This window comes from Caldicellulosiruptor naganoensis (assembly GCF_026914285.1).
GTDB classification, from domain to species: Bacteria; Bacillota; Thermoanaerobacteria; order Caldicellulosiruptorales; family Caldicellulosiruptoraceae; genus Caldicellulosiruptor; species Caldicellulosiruptor naganoensis.
The window spans coordinates 2,419,149-2,437,077 of the sequence record NZ_CP113864.1 but is presented as its reverse complement, the minus strand read 5'-3'; the positions used below and the strand labels follow the sequence as shown (position 1 = coordinate 2,437,077).

Here is a 17,929-nt window from a genome sequence, read left to right as displayed (position 1 = left end):
TACAGAGGGTGATAATGTTGCAACAATTAACAAAAGAATTATGGCACGAAGGAAAAATAAAAATCATATTTAGTACAGTAGGTACTATATTATATATGTGCTATATATTAACAGGTAATTTTTCAAGAATAATAAAATTACCCTTCTTCCCCCGCACAATATCTTTGATAGAAGTTAGTATATTGGCTTTTGTTGTTATATTTTTTGTCTATGAATTAACTCTTCTTAAGAAAAATAAAGATTTATTCAGAAAATTGAGCTTAAAAGACTTTGACTCAGTTGAAGTATTGTTAACTTTAATATTTCTTTCTATATTGGTTAATTACATAATTTATAAGTTCAATATTTTGCCACTTCTGTACTATTTAAGATTTTTTTCTTTGGTGTATTTTGCATTCATAATTTATTTGTTCTTTAATTTACAAAAAAGTATTAGCAAAATAGAATGGTTTTATACTCAGATTGGGTTACTACTCTGTATAATTGGATGGATTATTTACCTTATTGAGCCAGATACAGAAAGATTGAATAATTTTTTTCAACAACATGGGATTTATCTCAATCTTGATCCTCATAAATTTAGATTAATTGGTAATATTTTTGATCCCAATTTTTTTGGGAATATATTAGTTATGTTTATTAGCATCACAATAATAAGTTTTCTAAGGCAGAGTTTGCAAGACAAAAAAAGTTTAATCCAAAAAGTTGTTTTATTAGTTTTTTTTAACGTTACGTTATTAAAGACTATATCTCGAAGTTCAATTTTAGGTTTATTCTTGGTGGTGTTTTTTAATACTGCTTTGATAGGAAGTTGGAGTTTTGCTAAGAAGAAGATTGAGATTTTTAAAAAACTTATATTAGTAGATACCATTTTGCTGTTTACAACGTTATTGGATAGAGATTTTTACAAGGTTTTCGATCGAATAAAAAGTATTCCGGTAGATAATTCTGCTCATGCGCGAGTGCAAAGCTGGAGTAGTGCACTGGATTATATTGGGAAAACTCCGCTTAAACTATTGATAGGAGATGGGTATGGCTTTCTGAATATAAAATATGGCTTGCAATTTATTGGCTTTGACTCTTCTTTTTTAAATTTAATTTTATATTGTGGATTAGTAGGGACTATTTTTTTCTTGTTGTGGCTGTTTAAAGATATTTATAAGGTGTATCAAAGTATAAGATATGAGGAATTGGATATTAGATTACACTTTGCAAATTTTTGCTCTCTACTACTCACATACTTTATAATAAGCTGGTTTAATAATCTTTTGTTTTATCAGTTTTGGTTGGTGTTGTTTTTACCGTATTATTATTTTGTAATAGATTACGGGAGAAAGGGATAGAAATGAATATTGGTGTAGATGCAAGACCATTGGGGAAGATTAAAACAGGAATAGGATTTTACCTTTATAACTTGCTAAAAGTATTACCTGAAAAATGTAATGATATTAACTTTTTCCTTTTCTCTGATAAAGAAATATTTTTAGACTTTAATTACCCGAATGTAATTACTGTTATTGAGAGTGATTATAAACTTCTCAAAGGAACTCTGTGGTATATGCGAAGAACAGATTATTTGATAAAAAAGTATAATATCAATGTATTTTGGGGAACCCAAAATATTTTGCCGTTTATAAGGAACAAAAATGTAAAAAAAATCTTGACAGTACATGATTTAGTATGTTATAAATATCCACAGACCATGGAAAAGTTAAACTATTTTATCAATAAAGCATTTATACCTCATTCAATTAAAAGCGCTGATAAGATTGTTGCTGTTTCTAATTCAACAAAAGAAGATATACTAAGTTATTTTAATGTTGATCCAAAAAAGATATGTGTTATTTATAATCCAGTGATTGTTACTGATATGGGTAATATTAATGAGGAAGAATACTTATCAAAATATAATCTTGCTAAAAATAAATACATCTTGTATGTAGGTACTATAGAGCCTCGAAAAAATACAGAAATTTTGCTTAAAGTATGTAAAGAGATTTATAATAAAACAGGTATGCCAACTGTTTTAGCAGGAAAAATAGGTTGGAAAAGTAATGAGATTATTCAATGTATTAAAGAATATTCTAAGGTTGGATGCCTCAGATATTTAGAGTATGTAAGTGATATAGAAAAAAACCTACTTATGAGAAACTGTTTTATTTTCGTATTTCCTTCTTTTTATGAAGGATTTGGACTTCCAGTAGTTGAAGCACTTAAAAATGGAGCACTTGTACTTGTGTCTGATACATCTTCTTTAAAGGAACTAATAACCATAGATGAACTTAAGTTTGATCCATTAGATTGCAAGCAACTAAGTGATAAGATAATAAATTTTTATGTTGACAGCGAGGCTTATAAGAAATATAGAAAAAAATGCAATGAGTTATCTTCAAAATTTGAGAACAATCATGTAATAGAGAAATATGTTAAATTATTCTATAATTTAAAGGATGGTGCAAAATAGTGAAAGTATTATTTGTTACTCCACCTTTAGCTTTTCAAAATATAGGTGGAGGAGAAATTCAGATGTTGAAAACAAAAAAGTATCTTGAGAAGTTATTCAAGTTGGAAATAGCAATATTTGATGTTGTAAACACAAAACTTGCTGATTATGACATAATTCATTTTTTTGGCTCAGAATACATTCTTTTTCCTCTTGTGAATGCAGCTAAGAGTTTAAAAAAAAAGGTAGTAATATCGCCTATTTTCTTTGACAATAAGCATTATCTTTCCTATAAAATAGCGACTTTTATTGGTAAAAGGTTACCATTTAGAAGTGCTATATTGGATAGATTAGAACTTCTAAAGCTTGCTGATTGTTTATTGCCAAATTCCTTTTTAGAAGCTGATTATTTGAGAAAGACTTTTAATGTTCTTCCTGAAAAAATTCATGTAATACCAAATGGAATAGACGTTGAAGAAATAACTGGTTATTTAAATACCATAACGCCAGAAGATGAGGAGGATTTCAAGAAAGAATATAATATTAATACGCCTTACTTTCTTTATGTTGCAAGATTTGATAAAAGAAAAAATCAATTAAATCTTATAAAAGCATTTAATAAATTGATAGCTCGGGAAAACAATATAAAACTTATTTTGATAGGATCACCAAATCTTGATGAGATAGAATATTATGACCAATGCAAAAGAGAAGCTTTAAAAAGTAAGGGAAAGATAATTTTTCTACCTGCTTTAAAACATAGTGATAAGAAATTATGGATTGCTTATAAATGTGCTACTGCTCACATAATGCCAAGTTTATTTGAAACACCAGGTTTGGCTTCGTTAGAAGCTGCTTTTTGTGGCTGTAGACTGATTGTTACAACTGGTGGTGCTACACGAGAATATTTTAAAGATAATGCGCTATATGTAAATCCTAATGATATTGATGATATTAGTGAAAAAATGTTGGCAATTTTAAAAGATACAAAAAATAGGGAATTACACAGAAAGTCGGAAATGTTTAAACAAGAGATTTTGAAAATTTATAATTGGAAAAAGATTGCTGAAAGTACATACAAAATATATGAAATGATTGGAGGAGTTCAATGAAGGTTGCAATAGTGCATGAATGGCTGACTACTATGGGAGGCTCTGAAAAAGTTATATTGGAATTGAAGAAATTGTTTCCTGAAGCTCCCATATATACTCTTGTATATAACAGAAAAAAATTAGGAAGGTATTTTGATAAATATCAAATAATTACCTCGAACTTACAAAAAAATCCATTAGCTCAAATTAAGCATCGACTATTTTTCAAATACATGCCAAGAGCTTTTGAAAATTTCGATTTGAGTGATTTTGATTTAGTGATAAGCTCTTCATCAGCCTTTGCTAAAGGGGTTATAACATCACCCAATAGTGTACATATATGTTATTGTCACACTCCACCAAGGTATCTTTGGGATTTGACACATGAGTATTTGAAAGACTATAACCTCATAATCAGAAGATATTTAGAGCGGAACTTTCATTATCTTAGATTATGGGATACCATTGCAGCAAATAGGGTTGACTATTTTGTAGCAAATTCAAATTATGTGGCAAACAGAATAAAAAAGTTTTATAAAAGAGATTGCAAAGTAATTTACCCACCTGTGGATACAGAATATTTTACACCAGCAAAGGACAAAAATATAGAGGATTATTATCTAATTGTATCCAGGCTTGTCCCATACAAAAGGATTGATTTAGCAGTTGAAGCTTTTAATCAGCTATCTAAAAGATTAGTAATTGTAGGAGATGGACCAGAATACAAAAAACTAAAATCAATTGCTAAGTCTAATATTGAATTTTTGGGTTATCAGCCAGATGAAACTATAAAAGATTTATATCAAAGGTGTAGAGCTTTAATTTTCCCAGGCGTAGAAGACTTCGGGATAGTTCCAGTTGAAGTGCAAGCGTGCGGCAGACCAGTGATTGCTCTTAAGAAAGGAGGAGCTGTTGAAACGGTCGAGGAAGGTAAAACGGGGGTTTTTTTCGAAAAGCAGGATGTTGAGAGTTTGAAAGAAGCAGTTTATAAATTCGAAAAAGATATTGAGAGATTCGACAAGGACTATATTAGATCTCATGCTGAAAAGTTTAGTGCCGAAAGATTTAGAATGGAATTCAAGGATTTTATACTCAAAGTTACTGAGTATGAGAGAGGGGAAGGGATGGGAGGAAAGGTATGATAAAAAACATAACATGTGTAATATTGACAAAAAACAGTGCGAGAAATATTGAGAATATAAGAAATGTCTATCATCTATTTGAAAAAATCGTTATAGTAGATGATTACAGTGAGGATGATACGGTCAAAAAGATAGAAGAGATAGATACAGAGAAACGGGTAAAGATATGTAGAAGAAAATTAGATAATTTTTCATCCCAGCGAAATTATGTATCAAGTTTAGCTGAAACAGATTGGGTATTCCACTTAGATAGTGATGAAAGAATAGATGATATGTTAATTCGTGAATTACATATGATTGATGGAAATATCAATAATACTTATTTTATTGCGTTTAAGATTAAAAGAAAAAATTACTTTATTGATATGCATATTGGAACTGAGGATAAAATCAGATTGTTTAATAAGAAAAAGTTGTACTTTAGAGGTGAAGTTCATGAAGATTTAGATATTAAAAGTGAGGATAAAATTGGTATATTAAAAGGTGCTATCTTACATAAATCATATCAATCGATTCAAGATTATTTTAGAAAATTGGTTCTATATATGAAATTAGAAGAAGAAAGATTAAAGCAAAGTGAAAAAGGCTGGTTTTACATTTTAGGACGTCTTGTTAAGAGAACGTTTGAACATTTTAAGACATTGATTAAAAATGTTATAGCTAATAAGAGTTTTTTAAAACCATTATTGTGGTTTTGTTTATGTGAGGCATATGATCTCTTGTATTTTTCAATTTTTTTATATGTAAAGTATTTCAAAATATCGAATTAATACAGGGATAAATAGTGTAAAAAATACATGGATAAAAAGGATGGTAGAGATGCATAACTTGGGACGACTTTATATAAAGATAGCAAAGATTATTGATATTCCAGCAATTTTATTATCATTTATTTTATCGTGGTTTATAAAGTTTAATAGTGGCTTGTTTAATAAGCCAGCCTCATTAGATATACAGACATATTTATTAATTGTTGCTTTACATGTACCTTTGTATTTATTTTTTCTTACAGTATCTGAGAAAGAAAGCATGAGGGGTAATTTCGAATTACTTTCTGATTTTGTAAGAATTTTACGATCAAATATATTTGCTCTGCTGATTATAGTGATGATTTTCTATACTCTAAAACTTATAGATTTTTCAAGAATTTTTCTTTTTATCTTTGTTATTTTAAACTTTCTTATGTCAATACTTCAAAGACTTATTTTAAGAAGAATATTATTCTCTCCAAATTCAAAGATAATTTCTAAAGAAAAAGTTCTTTTTGTTGGACAAAATGAGATTTCAGAAAAATTGAGCAGTATCTTTGAGAAAAATAACTATCAAATCATTGGTTTTGTTGTAAATGAAAGCGATCCTATGAATGAGAGAGTTGTGGGGAAAATTAAGGACATAGAAAGCATTGTAAGTAACAACCATGTTGATGAAATAATCATAGTTCTTCCTCTTAATCAGGAAAAAGAAATAAATTACATCGTCGACGTTTGCGAAAAGTATGGTATAAGAACATATTTAGTACCAGATTACTTTAAATTTATACCATCAAAAGCAGAAATAGAGAAGATCGATAAAATCCCTTTGATAAACATACGCTATTCTCCGCTTGACGAGTGGACAAACAGGTTTATAAAAAGGAGCTTTGATATTGTTGTCTCTCTACTTGGATTAATCTTGTGCCTTCCTTTATTCATAATCATAGCAGTTTTGATAAAACTAACATCAGAAGGTCCAGTATTCTTTACCCAAGAAAGAGTAGGCTATAACAGGCGCATTTTTAAGATGCACAAGTTCCGCACAATGTATATGCAAGATCCTGAGGAAGAAAAGGTGAGATGGACAACTAAAGATGATCCAAGAAGAACTCCAATTGGCAAGATTTTAAGAAGACTTTCTTTGGACGAACTTCCACAGCTATGGGATGTTCTTGTTGGCAACATGAGTTTAGTTGGGCCAAGGCCAGAAAGGCCGTATTTCGTGGAGAAGTTTAAAGAAGAAATTCCAAAATATATGATAAAGCACCGTGTACGTCCGGGAATTACTGGCTGGGCTCAGATTCATGGGCTCCGAGGGGATACTTCGATTGAAGAGAGAATAAAATACGATATCTGGTATATAGAAAATTGGTCTTTCTGGCTTGATATTAAAATTATTCTAGCAACCATTTTTGGTGGCAAGTTTATGGAGAATGCTTATTAGAAAATCAGGGGACGATGAAAAGTGAGAAGGCACATACCTATTACGAATAATGGTTTGACATATGACAATAATTTTGTTGAATTACTTTATGCAGAGGCTAATGAGCACTTGAGAGAAAACGACAAAAAAAGAGACCAAATTTTGATTGTAATTGCAACTTTGAGTGGAGCTATATTTGGCTTTTATGAAAAACTAAAAGGGCTCCCATTGGGATATAAGATAACTATGATGTTATTAGTTTTAATGTTATCTATTTTTGAACCTTTTATTTTAATTACATACAGAAAATGGCATATAATTTACCATTTAGGCGCCAAAGTTTTACAGCAGATTATGTATATTGGTGTGGAAAGGGTTTCTGTACAGCTTATAAAAAGGCTATTAGAAGATAATATAAAAAAGCCTACTCTAACACGATTTATAACTACTACTGAAACCATGATTTATAATCTATCCCTTTTTATGAATATTTCCAACGTGTATATATTATTTTATTCATTTGGCAAAGTGCATCTTGGCTTCATGATAAGCATGTTTATGGGATACTTAATTTTATACAACTATATTCATTTTAGTAATATAAAAGAACTTTTAAGCAAAATTTTGACTGAAAAAGGCTACCAGGAGATATGGCTTTTAGATTTTATAAAAGACCTCTCAGCAGATATTTATGAGAATAAATATTTAAAGATAATTGTTGATGACAAAAATGTAGTAAAAGTAATTAACAAAAATAATGGATGTGTTGTTGTGCCAATTACTTCTGCAAATAAGATTATATTGATTGAAATATTTCGTGATACAGTAAATAGAAATGTTTTAGAATTACCGCGTGGCTTTGCAGAGGAGTCGGAAAGCACAGAAAAAGCAGCCCTAAGAGAACTAGAAGAAGAAATTGGAGGTCAATGCAGCAGAATAATTAAAATAGGAAGCTTCTATCCTGATACTGGATTATATAAAGCTGAAATAGACGTATTTTTAGCTTTGGATACTAAATACGCCATTAGAAAACATTTCCTTGCAGAAAATATAAGAGATATTAAAGAATTTGATATAACAGAAATTTACTCGAAACTGTTAAATGGAGAAATATTTGATAGTTACACTGTTACAGCATTAGTTTTTGCTCTTAGGCATATTCTAAATGAAGTGTAAAAAATTCCAAAATATATAATAAAGCATCTTGTTTGTCCTGGAATTACTGGATGGGCTCAGATTTATGGGCTCAGAGGAGATACTTTAATTGAGGAGAGAATAAAATATGATATCTGGTACATGGAGAATTGGTCTTTCTGGCTTGATATAAAAATAATTCTAGCAACAATCTTCGGTGGTAAATTTATGGAAAATGCCTACTAATTTGAAGTATATTATTACTTGAATATCTGATTTTTCATTTGATAAAATAGTCTAAAGTGAATTTTATGGAGGTAAAGCTATGTCAGAGAAGGAAATATTAGAGAAGATAGCATTGGGTATAGAGGAGATAAAGAGTGATGTTAAAGATGTAAAAGAAAGGCTCAGTAAAGTTGAGGAAAGACTTGATAGAGTTGAAGGAAGATTAGACAAATTAGAGAAAGAAGTGGCTACACTTAAGAATGAATTTGGCAATATGAAGACAGAGATGCAGAATATGCAAGTAGAGATGCAAAATATGCAAACAGAGATGCGAAATATGAAGGCAGAAATGCAAAATATGCAAACAGAAATTCAAAGCTTAAGACAAGCTGTATTAGAAAATACAGGATGTATAGATACGCTATTTAATGCATTTGGAGGAGTTATACAATTTAAAACAGATATAGAAAATTTTAAAGCTGATATAAATTAATTTAAAGATGAAGCTTCAGCTAAAATAGAAAATTTTGTTGAAGTTACTAACAAAATAAAAGAAGAGTATGGCAGACATGATATAGATCTTAGGATTCTGAAAGAAAAAATAGGGATTTTGATATAAACTACATAAATAAGTTGTTTTTGTATATTACAAGAAAAAGGGGCAGTTCAGGTTTAAAGCCCCTTTTAATTATTCTTTTAATAAATTTTTATAATACTCTTCAAAATACCCATAGGTCTCATCATCAAATAGGCAAAACACAACCTTTTCAATGCTTGTCTGAAAACTTTCTAAAAATTCAATTGCAGTGTCAATCAAAACCTTTGCGCACCTATCTTTGGGAAATCCAAAGATACCGCTTGATACAGCAGGAAAGGCAATGCTTTTTAAATTATAAAGGTGTGCAAGATACAAGCTATTAAAGATCGCTTTATGAAGCTTTTCATCCTCATTGCCTTCACCATAGATTGGACCAACAGTATGGATTACAAACTTGCAAGGCAGCCTATATGCATTTGTAATAACAGCATGGCCTGTTGGAACCATTCCAATCTTTTTTATAATCTCATCAGACTCTTTTTGAATTTCATTGCCCCCCGCTTTGACAATTGCAAGTGCAACCCCGCCACCATGCTTAAGGTGACTATTTGCCGCATTTACAATTGCATCAACATTTTCCTTTGTGATATCTCCTTTTTTTATAATAACTTTTTCAAACGCCGTTTTCGAAGAATTGGTCATTTAAAATACATCCCCCTTTTTAATTTCCTTATTTCATTTTAATTTAATTGTTTACAGGAGAGCAAGTGGATTATAATTTATCATACATAAACAATCTAAGCAAAAAAGCAAAAAAATAAAAAGAAAATTTGAGAAAACAGCAAATTTTCTTTGAAAAAATCGTGATTTTGAAAAAAAAAGATTGCGATTTTGAAAAAAAGGAAATTGACATACTTAAAAAGGGAATAGTAAAATTTTACATGTAACTGAGCTGCCAGAAAAGGATTAATTTAAATGTAAAGCTAATAAGAAAAGCAAAGGTATGCAAATGACCAGTAGAGAAAAAAACAGAAGGAAGAGTGACAACAACCCTCTGATACAAACCTTTGGCGCCAATGGGGTAGAGGGGTTGCAATAAAAAACAAAATGTAAAGATGGGAGTGTAATTATGCTTAAAAAGGCTTTGGGCATTTTGCTGATTGTTGCTTGTGTACTTAGTTTTAGTGTAGTATTTGCAGATGAGGTGCAGTTAAGTGGCGGCTCTTCAACATCACCAGTGATTTCACCAATAAAACAGGCAGCTATGGGGGAACTGTAGGAAGCAGTGTTTATGATATTACGCAGTATAACTATTTTTGGGAAGGTATAAAGCTTGTTGTTACAAAAAGGTCACGTTATATAGGTCGTTATGTTTTAGTTTATCAATATGACAATACAAGATCAAAACTACCTGTAGAACTCACAACACAGCAGACAAAGCAAATCACATTTACTGTAAGAAATGAGTATAGTGGTTCAGTGTCTGGAGATATTATTAAAAGCTCAACTTGGTGTAGATGTCTCAGCCTCAAAGACAGAGTCGTTTAGCCAAAAGGTTACTATTCCGGCTGGCAAATGGTGGAGAGTATATGCAGCTGGTGCAGGTGAAAAGATAGATTTTGATATATATAGGCCGTATTTCTTAAAACCAGGACGATATAAAGATGGGAGCGGATATGTTATAAATTATACAGGCATTTCATGGAAAGCGGAGTCTAACTAATGATAAGTTATTGGAAGAATGATGCTGATTTTATCAAGAAAGACTTATTTTAACGCAGGAGTATTTTTTGTGCTCCTGGGTGTTTAGTTTTTTAAAGAGGTCAAAGGAGGCAGAGTTAATGAAATCTTATTTTCAAAATAGAATCACAGCAGCAATATTTTTGGGAATATTTTTATTCAATGTTATTATATGCCAGGCAACTGGAGTTTTAAAAAACAGATTAATCTTGTATGATTTTGATAAAGAAAAATATATTTTACAAAAACAATAGGATATGAGCAGGGGAATATTGTCTTTGGGGTAAAAGGGATAGAAGCAGTAGCTGGACCACAAAAAAAAGCTACAGAAGGAAAAGCTACTAAGATGTATCCTTCTGTTCCTTTGATGATTATTGCCTCTCCAAAACTATTGAAAAGTTTTAAGATATTAAGGTTAATAGGTGATAACAGTATAAGTTTTAACGCAAGAAAATATTACATCAGAAAAGATATACCATATACAACAAGTGGCATTCACAGTTATGAAATTGATATTGAAATTGATACTTTAAGAGCAAAGGCAGGAAAATATAGGCTAAAAGAAATTGAATATTCTTTTAAAGGTCAAAAATATCGCTGCAGGGCATTAAATGTGGTAATTGAAATACTAAATCAAACACCAAGATATGATTTGATGTGGAGTGGAGGGTTTTCAAAACGTGATGAAGTTTTAGATGAAGATTCTTTTGTTTTTAAATATAGAGGGAGAATAATTGAAGACGAATTTACTAACATATCTAACAAAAAATTAATAGTATATGATGTGGAATATCCATCAGAGATATATGATCAAACAAAGGTACTTGTAGGAGTACCTAAGGGCGGAGTGGTGTTAAAACCAAAAGAGAGTTTTAAGGTTAAATTTTACCATTCAAGAAAATATGATGAAAATTATTATACTTTAATATACACTCCAAGAGTGATTTACAAAATAGAAGGAGAAAATATCTTAAGGGTAGCGTTTCCTGTTTCACATTCGGGCGAAAGTGCACTGATAAATTTAATTGATGACCCAAGAAAATTAAAAAAGGTAATAGCAAACCCGTAAGCAGCTACTATTTACTAAAAAACAATACATTATATTTAATTTTTACGATTAAGGAGATGATAAGCAATGATAGAAAAATAGCAAACAGGAGATTAAAAAATCTAATACATATAGCGGTAACAGTGGTTTATTTTATAATTGTCTTAATTCAAATTGACTTTTACCAACGTTTTATTGAATCTAAAATACATAAAATATTTAATGTTTTTGATACCACAAATCCAGGTAAGTTTTTAACTAACAATATTTCATCGTTAGTGAGTTATTTAGCACAAGCAGTGTTTTTTTTATTGTCTATTATTGTTTTTGTGATTATTACAAAAGGTTTTATTGAGTTGAAGAATGCAGGCAAAGATTTTGTAGATGCATTAAATAACAAATTTTTTGTTTTGGCATTTTTAGAGGGAATAATTTTAAGCATAATTTTAACTTATATAGCAATTTTAATTCCATTTAAAGGCAGTTTTATAATGATAAAAGCATACGAATATCAAACAGCCCTCTTATGGACGAAAGCATCCAACTATTATATACCTTATTTAATGTTAAACTATTTGATTGTGGCTTTGATGGAAGAAATTATTTATAGAGGCATAATATATATGGGAATAGCAAGAGCTATCAACAGGCCGGTAGCGACTGTATTTACTTCAATAATTTTTGCTGCCTCTCATTATTATGATTCAAATGGGTTTGGTATTATATTTATCAGAAATTTAGTGATTTCGTTATTATTGATATATATTTTGGTAAAAACACGTTCTCTGTGGTATTCAATAGGGATACATTTCGGACTTAATACTTTTGTTTTCCATATTCTTTATCCAGAGTCAAGCTGGAAAATGGCATTGGTAGTAATAATTACATTTATAGTTTATATGATTTTAGATTGTTTGATTAGAACGCGTTTTGCTGAAAAAGGCAAAAAGATAGTTTATCATGAGATGAATACATAAATGTTGAAAAGGCAGAAAAGTTAGCAAGTAGCATAAGAAACATTTGAAAAGGGAGCATCAAAGAATATTAAAAATAGTGTTATTGGACTAATTTAGGTGCAATTAAATGTTATCTGCAATATTGACACAAAAATGATAAACATTATAATATTTTCTAAAGATGTCTACAGCAAACAAAGTTCAATACAAATCTTACCTGAGGGGGAGGAGAAGGTTGAATTCAAAGAAAATTTTCAAAATTCTTTCCTGGGTAGTAATCCTCTCTTTTGTATTAAGTCTTATAAACCCAGCTGTTTTTGCAAAAGATTTTAAAGACATATCAAATCATTGGGCAAAAGAGATAATTGACAAATGGGCAAATACATACAATGTGGCAAATGGGTATTCTGATGGTAGTTTCAAACCATCAAATGCTATTACAAGGGCTGAATTTGCTCAGCTTGTGAGCAGAGTAATTGGTGAGGCTTTAGTTAGGCCTGAAATTAACTTTAAGGATGTAAAAGAAAAAGATTGGTTTTACTCTGCTGTCAAAAATCTTGCTGATTATATAAGTGGGTATCCAGATGGTACATTTAGACCAAAAAACAATATAACAAGAGAAGAAGCAGCATGCCTTTTGGCAAGAGTGTTTGCTATTGACAAATCACAGAGCAATGTTCTTTCGAAGTTTTCTGATTATAATCAAGTGTCCTCATGGCAAAAGAGTATTTAGCAGCTATGGTTGAAAATGGATATATGCAAGGTTATGGAGATAATGCATTAAAACCTAAAAATTACATTACAAGAGCTGAGGCACTGACTATTTTAGATAACATTGTTGGGCTTTTGTTATCAAAAAAGGGTATGTATGTAGGAAGAGAAGTCAAAGGGAGTTTCATTATTAGTAGCCCGGGTGTTAGGGTATCAGGATTTAGTGTGAGTAAAAACTGCTTGATAGCAGAGGGAACAAAAGATGGAGATGTTACAATTACTAATACGCAGGTAAACGGTAATATCATTGTTCGTGGCGGAGGAGAACACAGTGTTGTTTTGAAAGATGTTAGAGCTTCTGCAGTTATAGTTGTGAACAAACAAGCAGATACAAGAGTAGATATCAGTGGCAATTCAAAGATAGACAAGATTGTAGTTGAGAAGCCAGCTAATATTTTAATTGAGAAGACTGTAGAAGTGAACACAGTAGATATCAAAGCTGACAAAACAATTTTGAAGGCAGAAGGCAAAATAGAGAGGATAGCAGTAAATGCAAAAGATGTAAAAGTAAATGATAAGGAAGTCCAGCAGGGCGCTATACTAACAATTACCAGTACCAATGAAAACGAGAAAAAGACTCAATCTACAAATACCAATACTTCGCAGGAGTCAACACAAAGTGGCACTACATCTCAAACATCTAATAATACTTCAGGTGTGCAAACAAATACTGGAACATCAACTGGAAATATATCTTCAGGCACTTCAACTGGTGGCTATACAGGTGGAGGAAGTGTATCTGGGGGCGGTTCTTCGGGTTCTGGAACAAGTGTTCAATATGGACCTGTAAGTGAAGTGTTGGTTGACAAGGAAACCATCCCTGTTGGTCAGAACGTCCAAGTAACAGTTACAGTGAAGGATGCAGCGGGGAATTTGTTGCCAAACAAGGTTGTAAGGATTGAAGGGCGGTCTGCTTATACAAATTCCTTAGGTAGCGCAACATTTACTTTATCAGTTCATGATAGCAAAGAAATAGTTATAAATGTAGATGGCAAAGACTATTATGGTCTTTTGTACGCAATTAAACCAACTGAGGGAGTTTTGACCTTTAAGTTAAAGTCGGCAAATGGTAACTTTTTAAGTGGATTTAATGTGAAACTAGTAAATCAAGCTAAGCAATTTTCTGAGTTAAAGTCTGCCACAGCTGAACAAGTGTCATTCATTGTACCTGCAGTTGATGGATACAAAGCTTTAATATGGTCATATGATAGTCGAAATGGGCTTATATATACCATCTTAGATAATCTGTCAGTTGGAAATGGTATTGTAAGAGTTGTTGCAGATACAACATTACCAAATTATGTACAAGTTACACTGGATTTTAGCATAAATAACCAACCCCTCAATAACTATGAGTTTGCAATTCTCAATAGCTCAAAATCTGATACTTTTTCAATTGATGATGTAAAGCTAAATATTTCTTCAAATCAGCTTAAAATTACAGCAGATGCGGGCAGTTATTCAATCAAGGTAGCAAAAGATACTCAAGATGGTAAGCTATATTTTATGAGAAATTTGAATCTCCAACAGTCAGGGCAAACTTTTTCATTTAACTTTAGCTCTCTTAAGAGAGTTATATTCAATTTTGTTGGTATTGGTAATTTGCAAAAGAGTATATCTGTAAAATTAAACGGTAGCTGGTTTGAACTCTCAGGGGAGAATGATGTATATCTGCAAAGAGGAGTTTATAACCTTGAGGAAGTTTTTATAAAAACATACGATGAGAACAGTAAAGAGGTTGATTATTCATATAAAGTGCCAGCAGGCAATAATCCAATTGTAGTTGACGCGACAGGAAGCGATGAAGAATGCTCTGTGGATGTAGACCTTTCAATAGATGATGTCTCAAGCAGTGTATATGCTACTAATATAGATGGGAATGAATTTTCTTCTATAAAGGCAGGTTCTCTTGTAGATTTTGTAGTGATTTTAAAGACGAAAAGTGGGCTGAACTTAGCTTTGTTAAAGCCATCTGAAAAGATGTCAGATACAGCACCATTGTTTAAAGCAAGTGATATGGTAGCAAATGTATCAAGCGGAAATGTAAAGAATAATATTGAACTTCTTTGTACAACAATAGAAGATGATAATATTTCGCATGTACTCGGATATTTGCCAAGGAATCTTCAAGATGGTACCGTTAGCGTAGTATTTACGGCAAAAATAGGTTTGCTTTATGGAAGCTCTATTACAAGCAACATTATGCTTTCTATAGACAATCAAAATGGTGACAGTAGAGGTTATGTATATCCACAAAATACAACTACAAATGCTGTATACTTTGTATGTGATAAAATTGACAGTGAAGCAAGCGACTTTTTAGCACTCAGTCTTCCTGCAAGTGAAACTTGTGACATCAATCTTCTTGCCGACAAAATATATTTTGAACTCATGACAGAGAGGCCGCTTGCTTTTGAATACGGATTTGATAGAATGTTTGGACTGAGCTTTAATCTCACCAGTGAAAACCTCTACATGATATGGCCTGTTTACCTTTTCAGCAAAGATGAAGGTCTTACAAGAAGACAAGCAGTTGAACAAAAGGCATTGCAAATAGTATCTACAGTTGTAGACCAAACTTACAATGACTATGACAAAGTTTTAGGTTTGCATGACTGGCTTGTTTTGCAAACCCAGTACGATTTGGAAGGGTATCTTAACAACAACATACCTTATGAGTCTCATACAGCCTATGGTGCACTAATTAATGGTATTGCGGTTTGCAACGGTTATGCAACAGCTATGCTTGCGCTTTTAGAGGATGCAGGTATAGACTCAAAAGAGATCTATGGTATGGCAGGTGTAGGTAATTCAAAAGAAGCCCACGCATGGAATATGGTAAACTTAGAGGGTAATTGGTACCATTTAGATGCAACATGGGATGACCCAGACTGGGGTAATTATGTTGAACATGTCTTTTTCAATGTTCCAGATAGTAAAATTGAGTCAACACACGATTGGGAAAGAAGTCTTTATCCCGCTGCTACAGCTACAGATTACAGCTATGGTAACTATTACAATGTTGAAGTCATTCCACAGAATGTTTATTATAATGAGGACAATATTGTAACAATAATTGTCAAAAACTATAAAAGAGAACTACAAGCTAATAAACTTATTACCGTAACAAAATTAAACCAGGCTGGAGCTGAAGACATTGCATTTGCTGGCTATACCTCTGCTGATGGTACAGTAACATTCAATGTAAAGCCTACTGATATGACATCTTACCATATCTATATAACCTCTTTTATGGAAGACAAAGGATACATTAATGTTGTTGAAAAACTAAAGCCAGTGACATTGAGTTTAAATATTAACAATCAACCAATTAATGAATTTTATATCTCAGATGGTTTGAACTTCTTGAAAGTCACAGGTGGTCAGCGGCAGGTTGAACTTAGCAGGTGGCGCGAGAATAATCTAATTTTCTATGGTTTAGGTTTTGTAATAAAGAAAAGTTTAACATTTGACAGCTATGATCCGACGCACCTTACAGTTTGTAACGATGTATACGATTCTTACGTACTTTTAAGTGTATATAACGGTGCTTATGCAGTTGTCAGTGCGGAGGTTTATGTGATTGACAAAGATACTTTTAAGGAGCTTTTTGTAGGCAGCACAGACTCAGAAGGAAAGATTCCACTTGTTCTTACAAACGGAAAATACATTGTAAAAGTTGCTAATTATAATTCAGAAACAAATTCTCAAGATTTTTACTATTCGATTTTACAGGTAACACAAAATAGTGTAACTTCAATTGATTTATCTCAGTTTAATCAGATTCAATATATACCGGGATTTACCGAAGGCGGCGTTGAAATGGGAGACAAGCTGTTACTTGGTTTCGACTTTGACTATGATGGAAAATTTGTTGTGTCATCGATCGGGCACTCAAGAAAGGCTTATTTTGCACCGGGTGATTATGGTTGGGTATAGATTTTAGCCCATAACCCATATGACATAGAAGATGATGTTGCAGCATCATTAGTGTACAAACCTTTACAAAGACTGATTATTCCAGAAAGTGCATCTCAGCAATATACTGTTGATTTGAGAGTTGACAGAAGCAAAATAGTCTTGAACTGTGAACGCCGACCAGAAGGAAGCTGGGATTTTATTCCAACAACGCTTGATATGGTATATGAAAAGGATGACCTTATAATTGATATTTATATTGCAACCAATAGTCAGAACTACGTTGTGGGCGGGGATACTGTACCTCAGCAGTTTATCGAAGATGACGGAGATGTACGTATTATGTGGGTAGGTATTGCTGGCATTTATCCAATCAGAACGTATACTATTTCAAATAATACGCCATATGAGCTGTTTACAGAACACCATGGTCTTGTTGACGATACTAATAGCTGGCGTATAATTGTACTTGATGTAGTAGGCGATCTGAATTCAGTATTAAGAATAGTACTGCCATTATCACCGTATGACATTGATGTTATTATCGACAAGGAAATTACAATTTACCCGCTTTCTGTGGGTTCAGGTGGTTCGCGAAAAGAGTCATATATTCAAAAGGCTAAGATTTACAATCAAATAATCAACACGCAGCTTATCAAAAAAGAGAATAAAAAATAACTGAAAAATGGCTATCCTCGGAGCAAGCTAAAGAGGATAGCCTTATTTTTGTATTTCAAACAAAATAACC

16 protein-coding genes and 2 pseudogenes are annotated in these 17,929 nt (G+C 31.9%); 17 read left to right on the top strand and 1 reads right to left on the bottom strand.

Going from position 1 to position 17,929, the window contains the following annotated elements; genetic code table 11:
* Positions 1-14 precede the first annotated feature (14 nt).
* The 9 genes and pseudogenes from OTJ99_RS12110 to OTJ99_RS12070 all read left to right on the top strand — a co-directional run bounded on the left by OTJ99_RS12110 (position 15) and on the right by OTJ99_RS12070 (position 8,829).
* Positions 15-1,343 (top strand): hypothetical protein, encoded by a 1,329-nt coding sequence (locus OTJ99_RS12110; protein ID WP_045166059.1) that lies wholly within the window; start codon positions 15-17, stop codon positions 1,341-1,343.
* Positions 1,344-1,345: 2 nt separating this feature from the next.
* Positions 1,346-2,464: a glycosyltransferase family 4 protein gene (locus tag OTJ99_RS12105; protein ID WP_045166060.1), complete on the top strand. Its 1,119-nt coding sequence runs from the start codon at positions 1,346-1,348 to the stop codon at positions 2,462-2,464.
* Positions 2,464-3,555, top strand: a complete 1,092-nt coding sequence (locus OTJ99_RS12100) for a glycosyltransferase family 4 protein (RefSeq protein ID WP_045166061.1) — start codon at positions 2,464-2,466, stop codon at positions 3,553-3,555. Before OTJ99_RS12105 ends, OTJ99_RS12100 begins: the two co-directional genes overlap by 1 nt.
* The gene (locus OTJ99_RS12095; protein WP_045166062.1) at positions 3,552-4,676 is read left to right on the top strand and encodes a glycosyltransferase family 4 protein; all 1,125 of its coding nucleotides are present in this window, start codon (positions 3,552-3,554) and stop codon (positions 4,674-4,676) included. The genes OTJ99_RS12100 and OTJ99_RS12095 overlap by 4 nt, the downstream gene beginning before the upstream one ends.
* Positions 4,673-5,446: a glycosyltransferase family 2 protein gene (locus tag OTJ99_RS12090; RefSeq protein WP_045166063.1), complete on the top strand. Its 774-nt coding sequence runs from the start codon at positions 4,673-4,675 to the stop codon at positions 5,444-5,446. The genes OTJ99_RS12095 and OTJ99_RS12090 overlap by 4 nt, the downstream gene beginning before the upstream one ends.
* Positions 5,447-5,495: 49 nt before the next feature.
* A complete protein-coding gene (locus tag OTJ99_RS12085; RefSeq protein WP_052671535.1) occupies positions 5,496-6,872 on the top strand; it encodes an undecaprenyl-phosphate glucose phosphotransferase in 1,377 nt (458 codons plus the stop codon).
* A 21-nt stretch (positions 6,873-6,893) separates the two neighbouring features.
* Positions 6,894-8,027, top strand: a complete 1,134-nt coding sequence (locus OTJ99_RS12080) for an NUDIX hydrolase (RefSeq protein ID WP_235374906.1) — start codon at positions 6,894-6,896, stop codon at positions 8,025-8,027.
* Positions 8,028-8,231, top strand: a pseudogene (locus OTJ99_RS12075) (sugar transferase); the annotation flags it as partial.
* 79 nt (positions 8,232-8,310) lie between these two features.
* Positions 8,311-8,829: pseudogene (locus tag OTJ99_RS12070) on the top strand (hypothetical protein).
* Between the two features lie 69 nt (positions 8,830-8,898).
* Here OTJ99_RS12070 and OTJ99_RS12065 read toward each other — a convergent pair.
* Positions 8,899-9,450, bottom strand: coding sequence for a macro domain-containing protein (locus OTJ99_RS12065; RefSeq protein ID WP_045166065.1), 552 nt, complete (start codon positions 9,448-9,450; stop codon positions 8,899-8,901).
* 427 nt (positions 9,451-9,877) lie between these two features.
* On the opposite strand from OTJ99_RS12065, the gene OTJ99_RS12060 reads away from it, so the two are divergent.
* The 8 genes from OTJ99_RS12060 (at position 9,878) to OTJ99_RS12025 (ending at position 17,859) form a co-directional block, all read left to right on the top strand.
* Positions 9,878-10,027, top strand: coding sequence for a hypothetical protein (locus OTJ99_RS12060; RefSeq protein ID WP_235374909.1), 150 nt, complete (start codon positions 9,878-9,880; stop codon positions 10,025-10,027).
* A gap of 192 nt (positions 10,028-10,219) precedes the next feature.
* A complete protein-coding gene (locus tag OTJ99_RS12055; protein WP_235374911.1) occupies positions 10,220-10,471 on the top strand; it encodes a hypothetical protein in 252 nt (83 codons plus the stop codon).
* 118 nt (positions 10,472-10,589) lie between these two features.
* Positions 10,590-10,742: a hypothetical protein gene (locus tag OTJ99_RS12050; protein WP_157841370.1), complete on the top strand. Its 153-nt coding sequence runs from the start codon at positions 10,590-10,592 to the stop codon at positions 10,740-10,742.
* A gap of 92 nt (positions 10,743-10,834) precedes the next feature.
* Positions 10,835-11,557 (top strand): hypothetical protein, encoded by a 723-nt coding sequence (locus OTJ99_RS12045; protein WP_045166066.1) that lies wholly within the window; start codon positions 10,835-10,837, stop codon positions 11,555-11,557.
* A gap of 56 nt (positions 11,558-11,613) precedes the next feature.
* Positions 11,614-12,513 carry a CPBP family intramembrane glutamic endopeptidase gene (locus OTJ99_RS12040; RefSeq protein WP_045166067.1) on the top strand — a complete coding sequence of 300 codons (900 nt, stop codon included), beginning with the start codon at positions 11,614-11,616 and terminating at the stop codon, positions 12,511-12,513.
* Between the two features lie 214 nt (positions 12,514-12,727).
* On the top strand, positions 12,728-13,225 hold the full coding sequence (locus OTJ99_RS12035; protein ID WP_052671517.1) for an S-layer homology domain-containing protein: 498 nt from the start codon (positions 12,728-12,730) through the stop codon (positions 13,223-13,225).
* Positions 13,207-17,202 carry a transglutaminase domain-containing protein gene (locus OTJ99_RS12030; RefSeq protein WP_052671518.1) on the top strand — a complete coding sequence of 1,332 codons (3,996 nt, stop codon included), beginning with the start codon at positions 13,207-13,209 and terminating at the stop codon, positions 17,200-17,202. Before OTJ99_RS12035 ends, OTJ99_RS12030 begins: the two co-directional genes overlap by 19 nt.
* A 51-nt stretch (positions 17,203-17,253) precedes the next feature.
* Positions 17,254-17,859: a hypothetical protein gene (locus OTJ99_RS12025; protein ID WP_045166068.1), complete on the top strand. Its 606-nt coding sequence runs from the start codon at positions 17,254-17,256 to the stop codon at positions 17,857-17,859.
* Positions 17,860-17,929 lie beyond the last annotated feature (70 nt).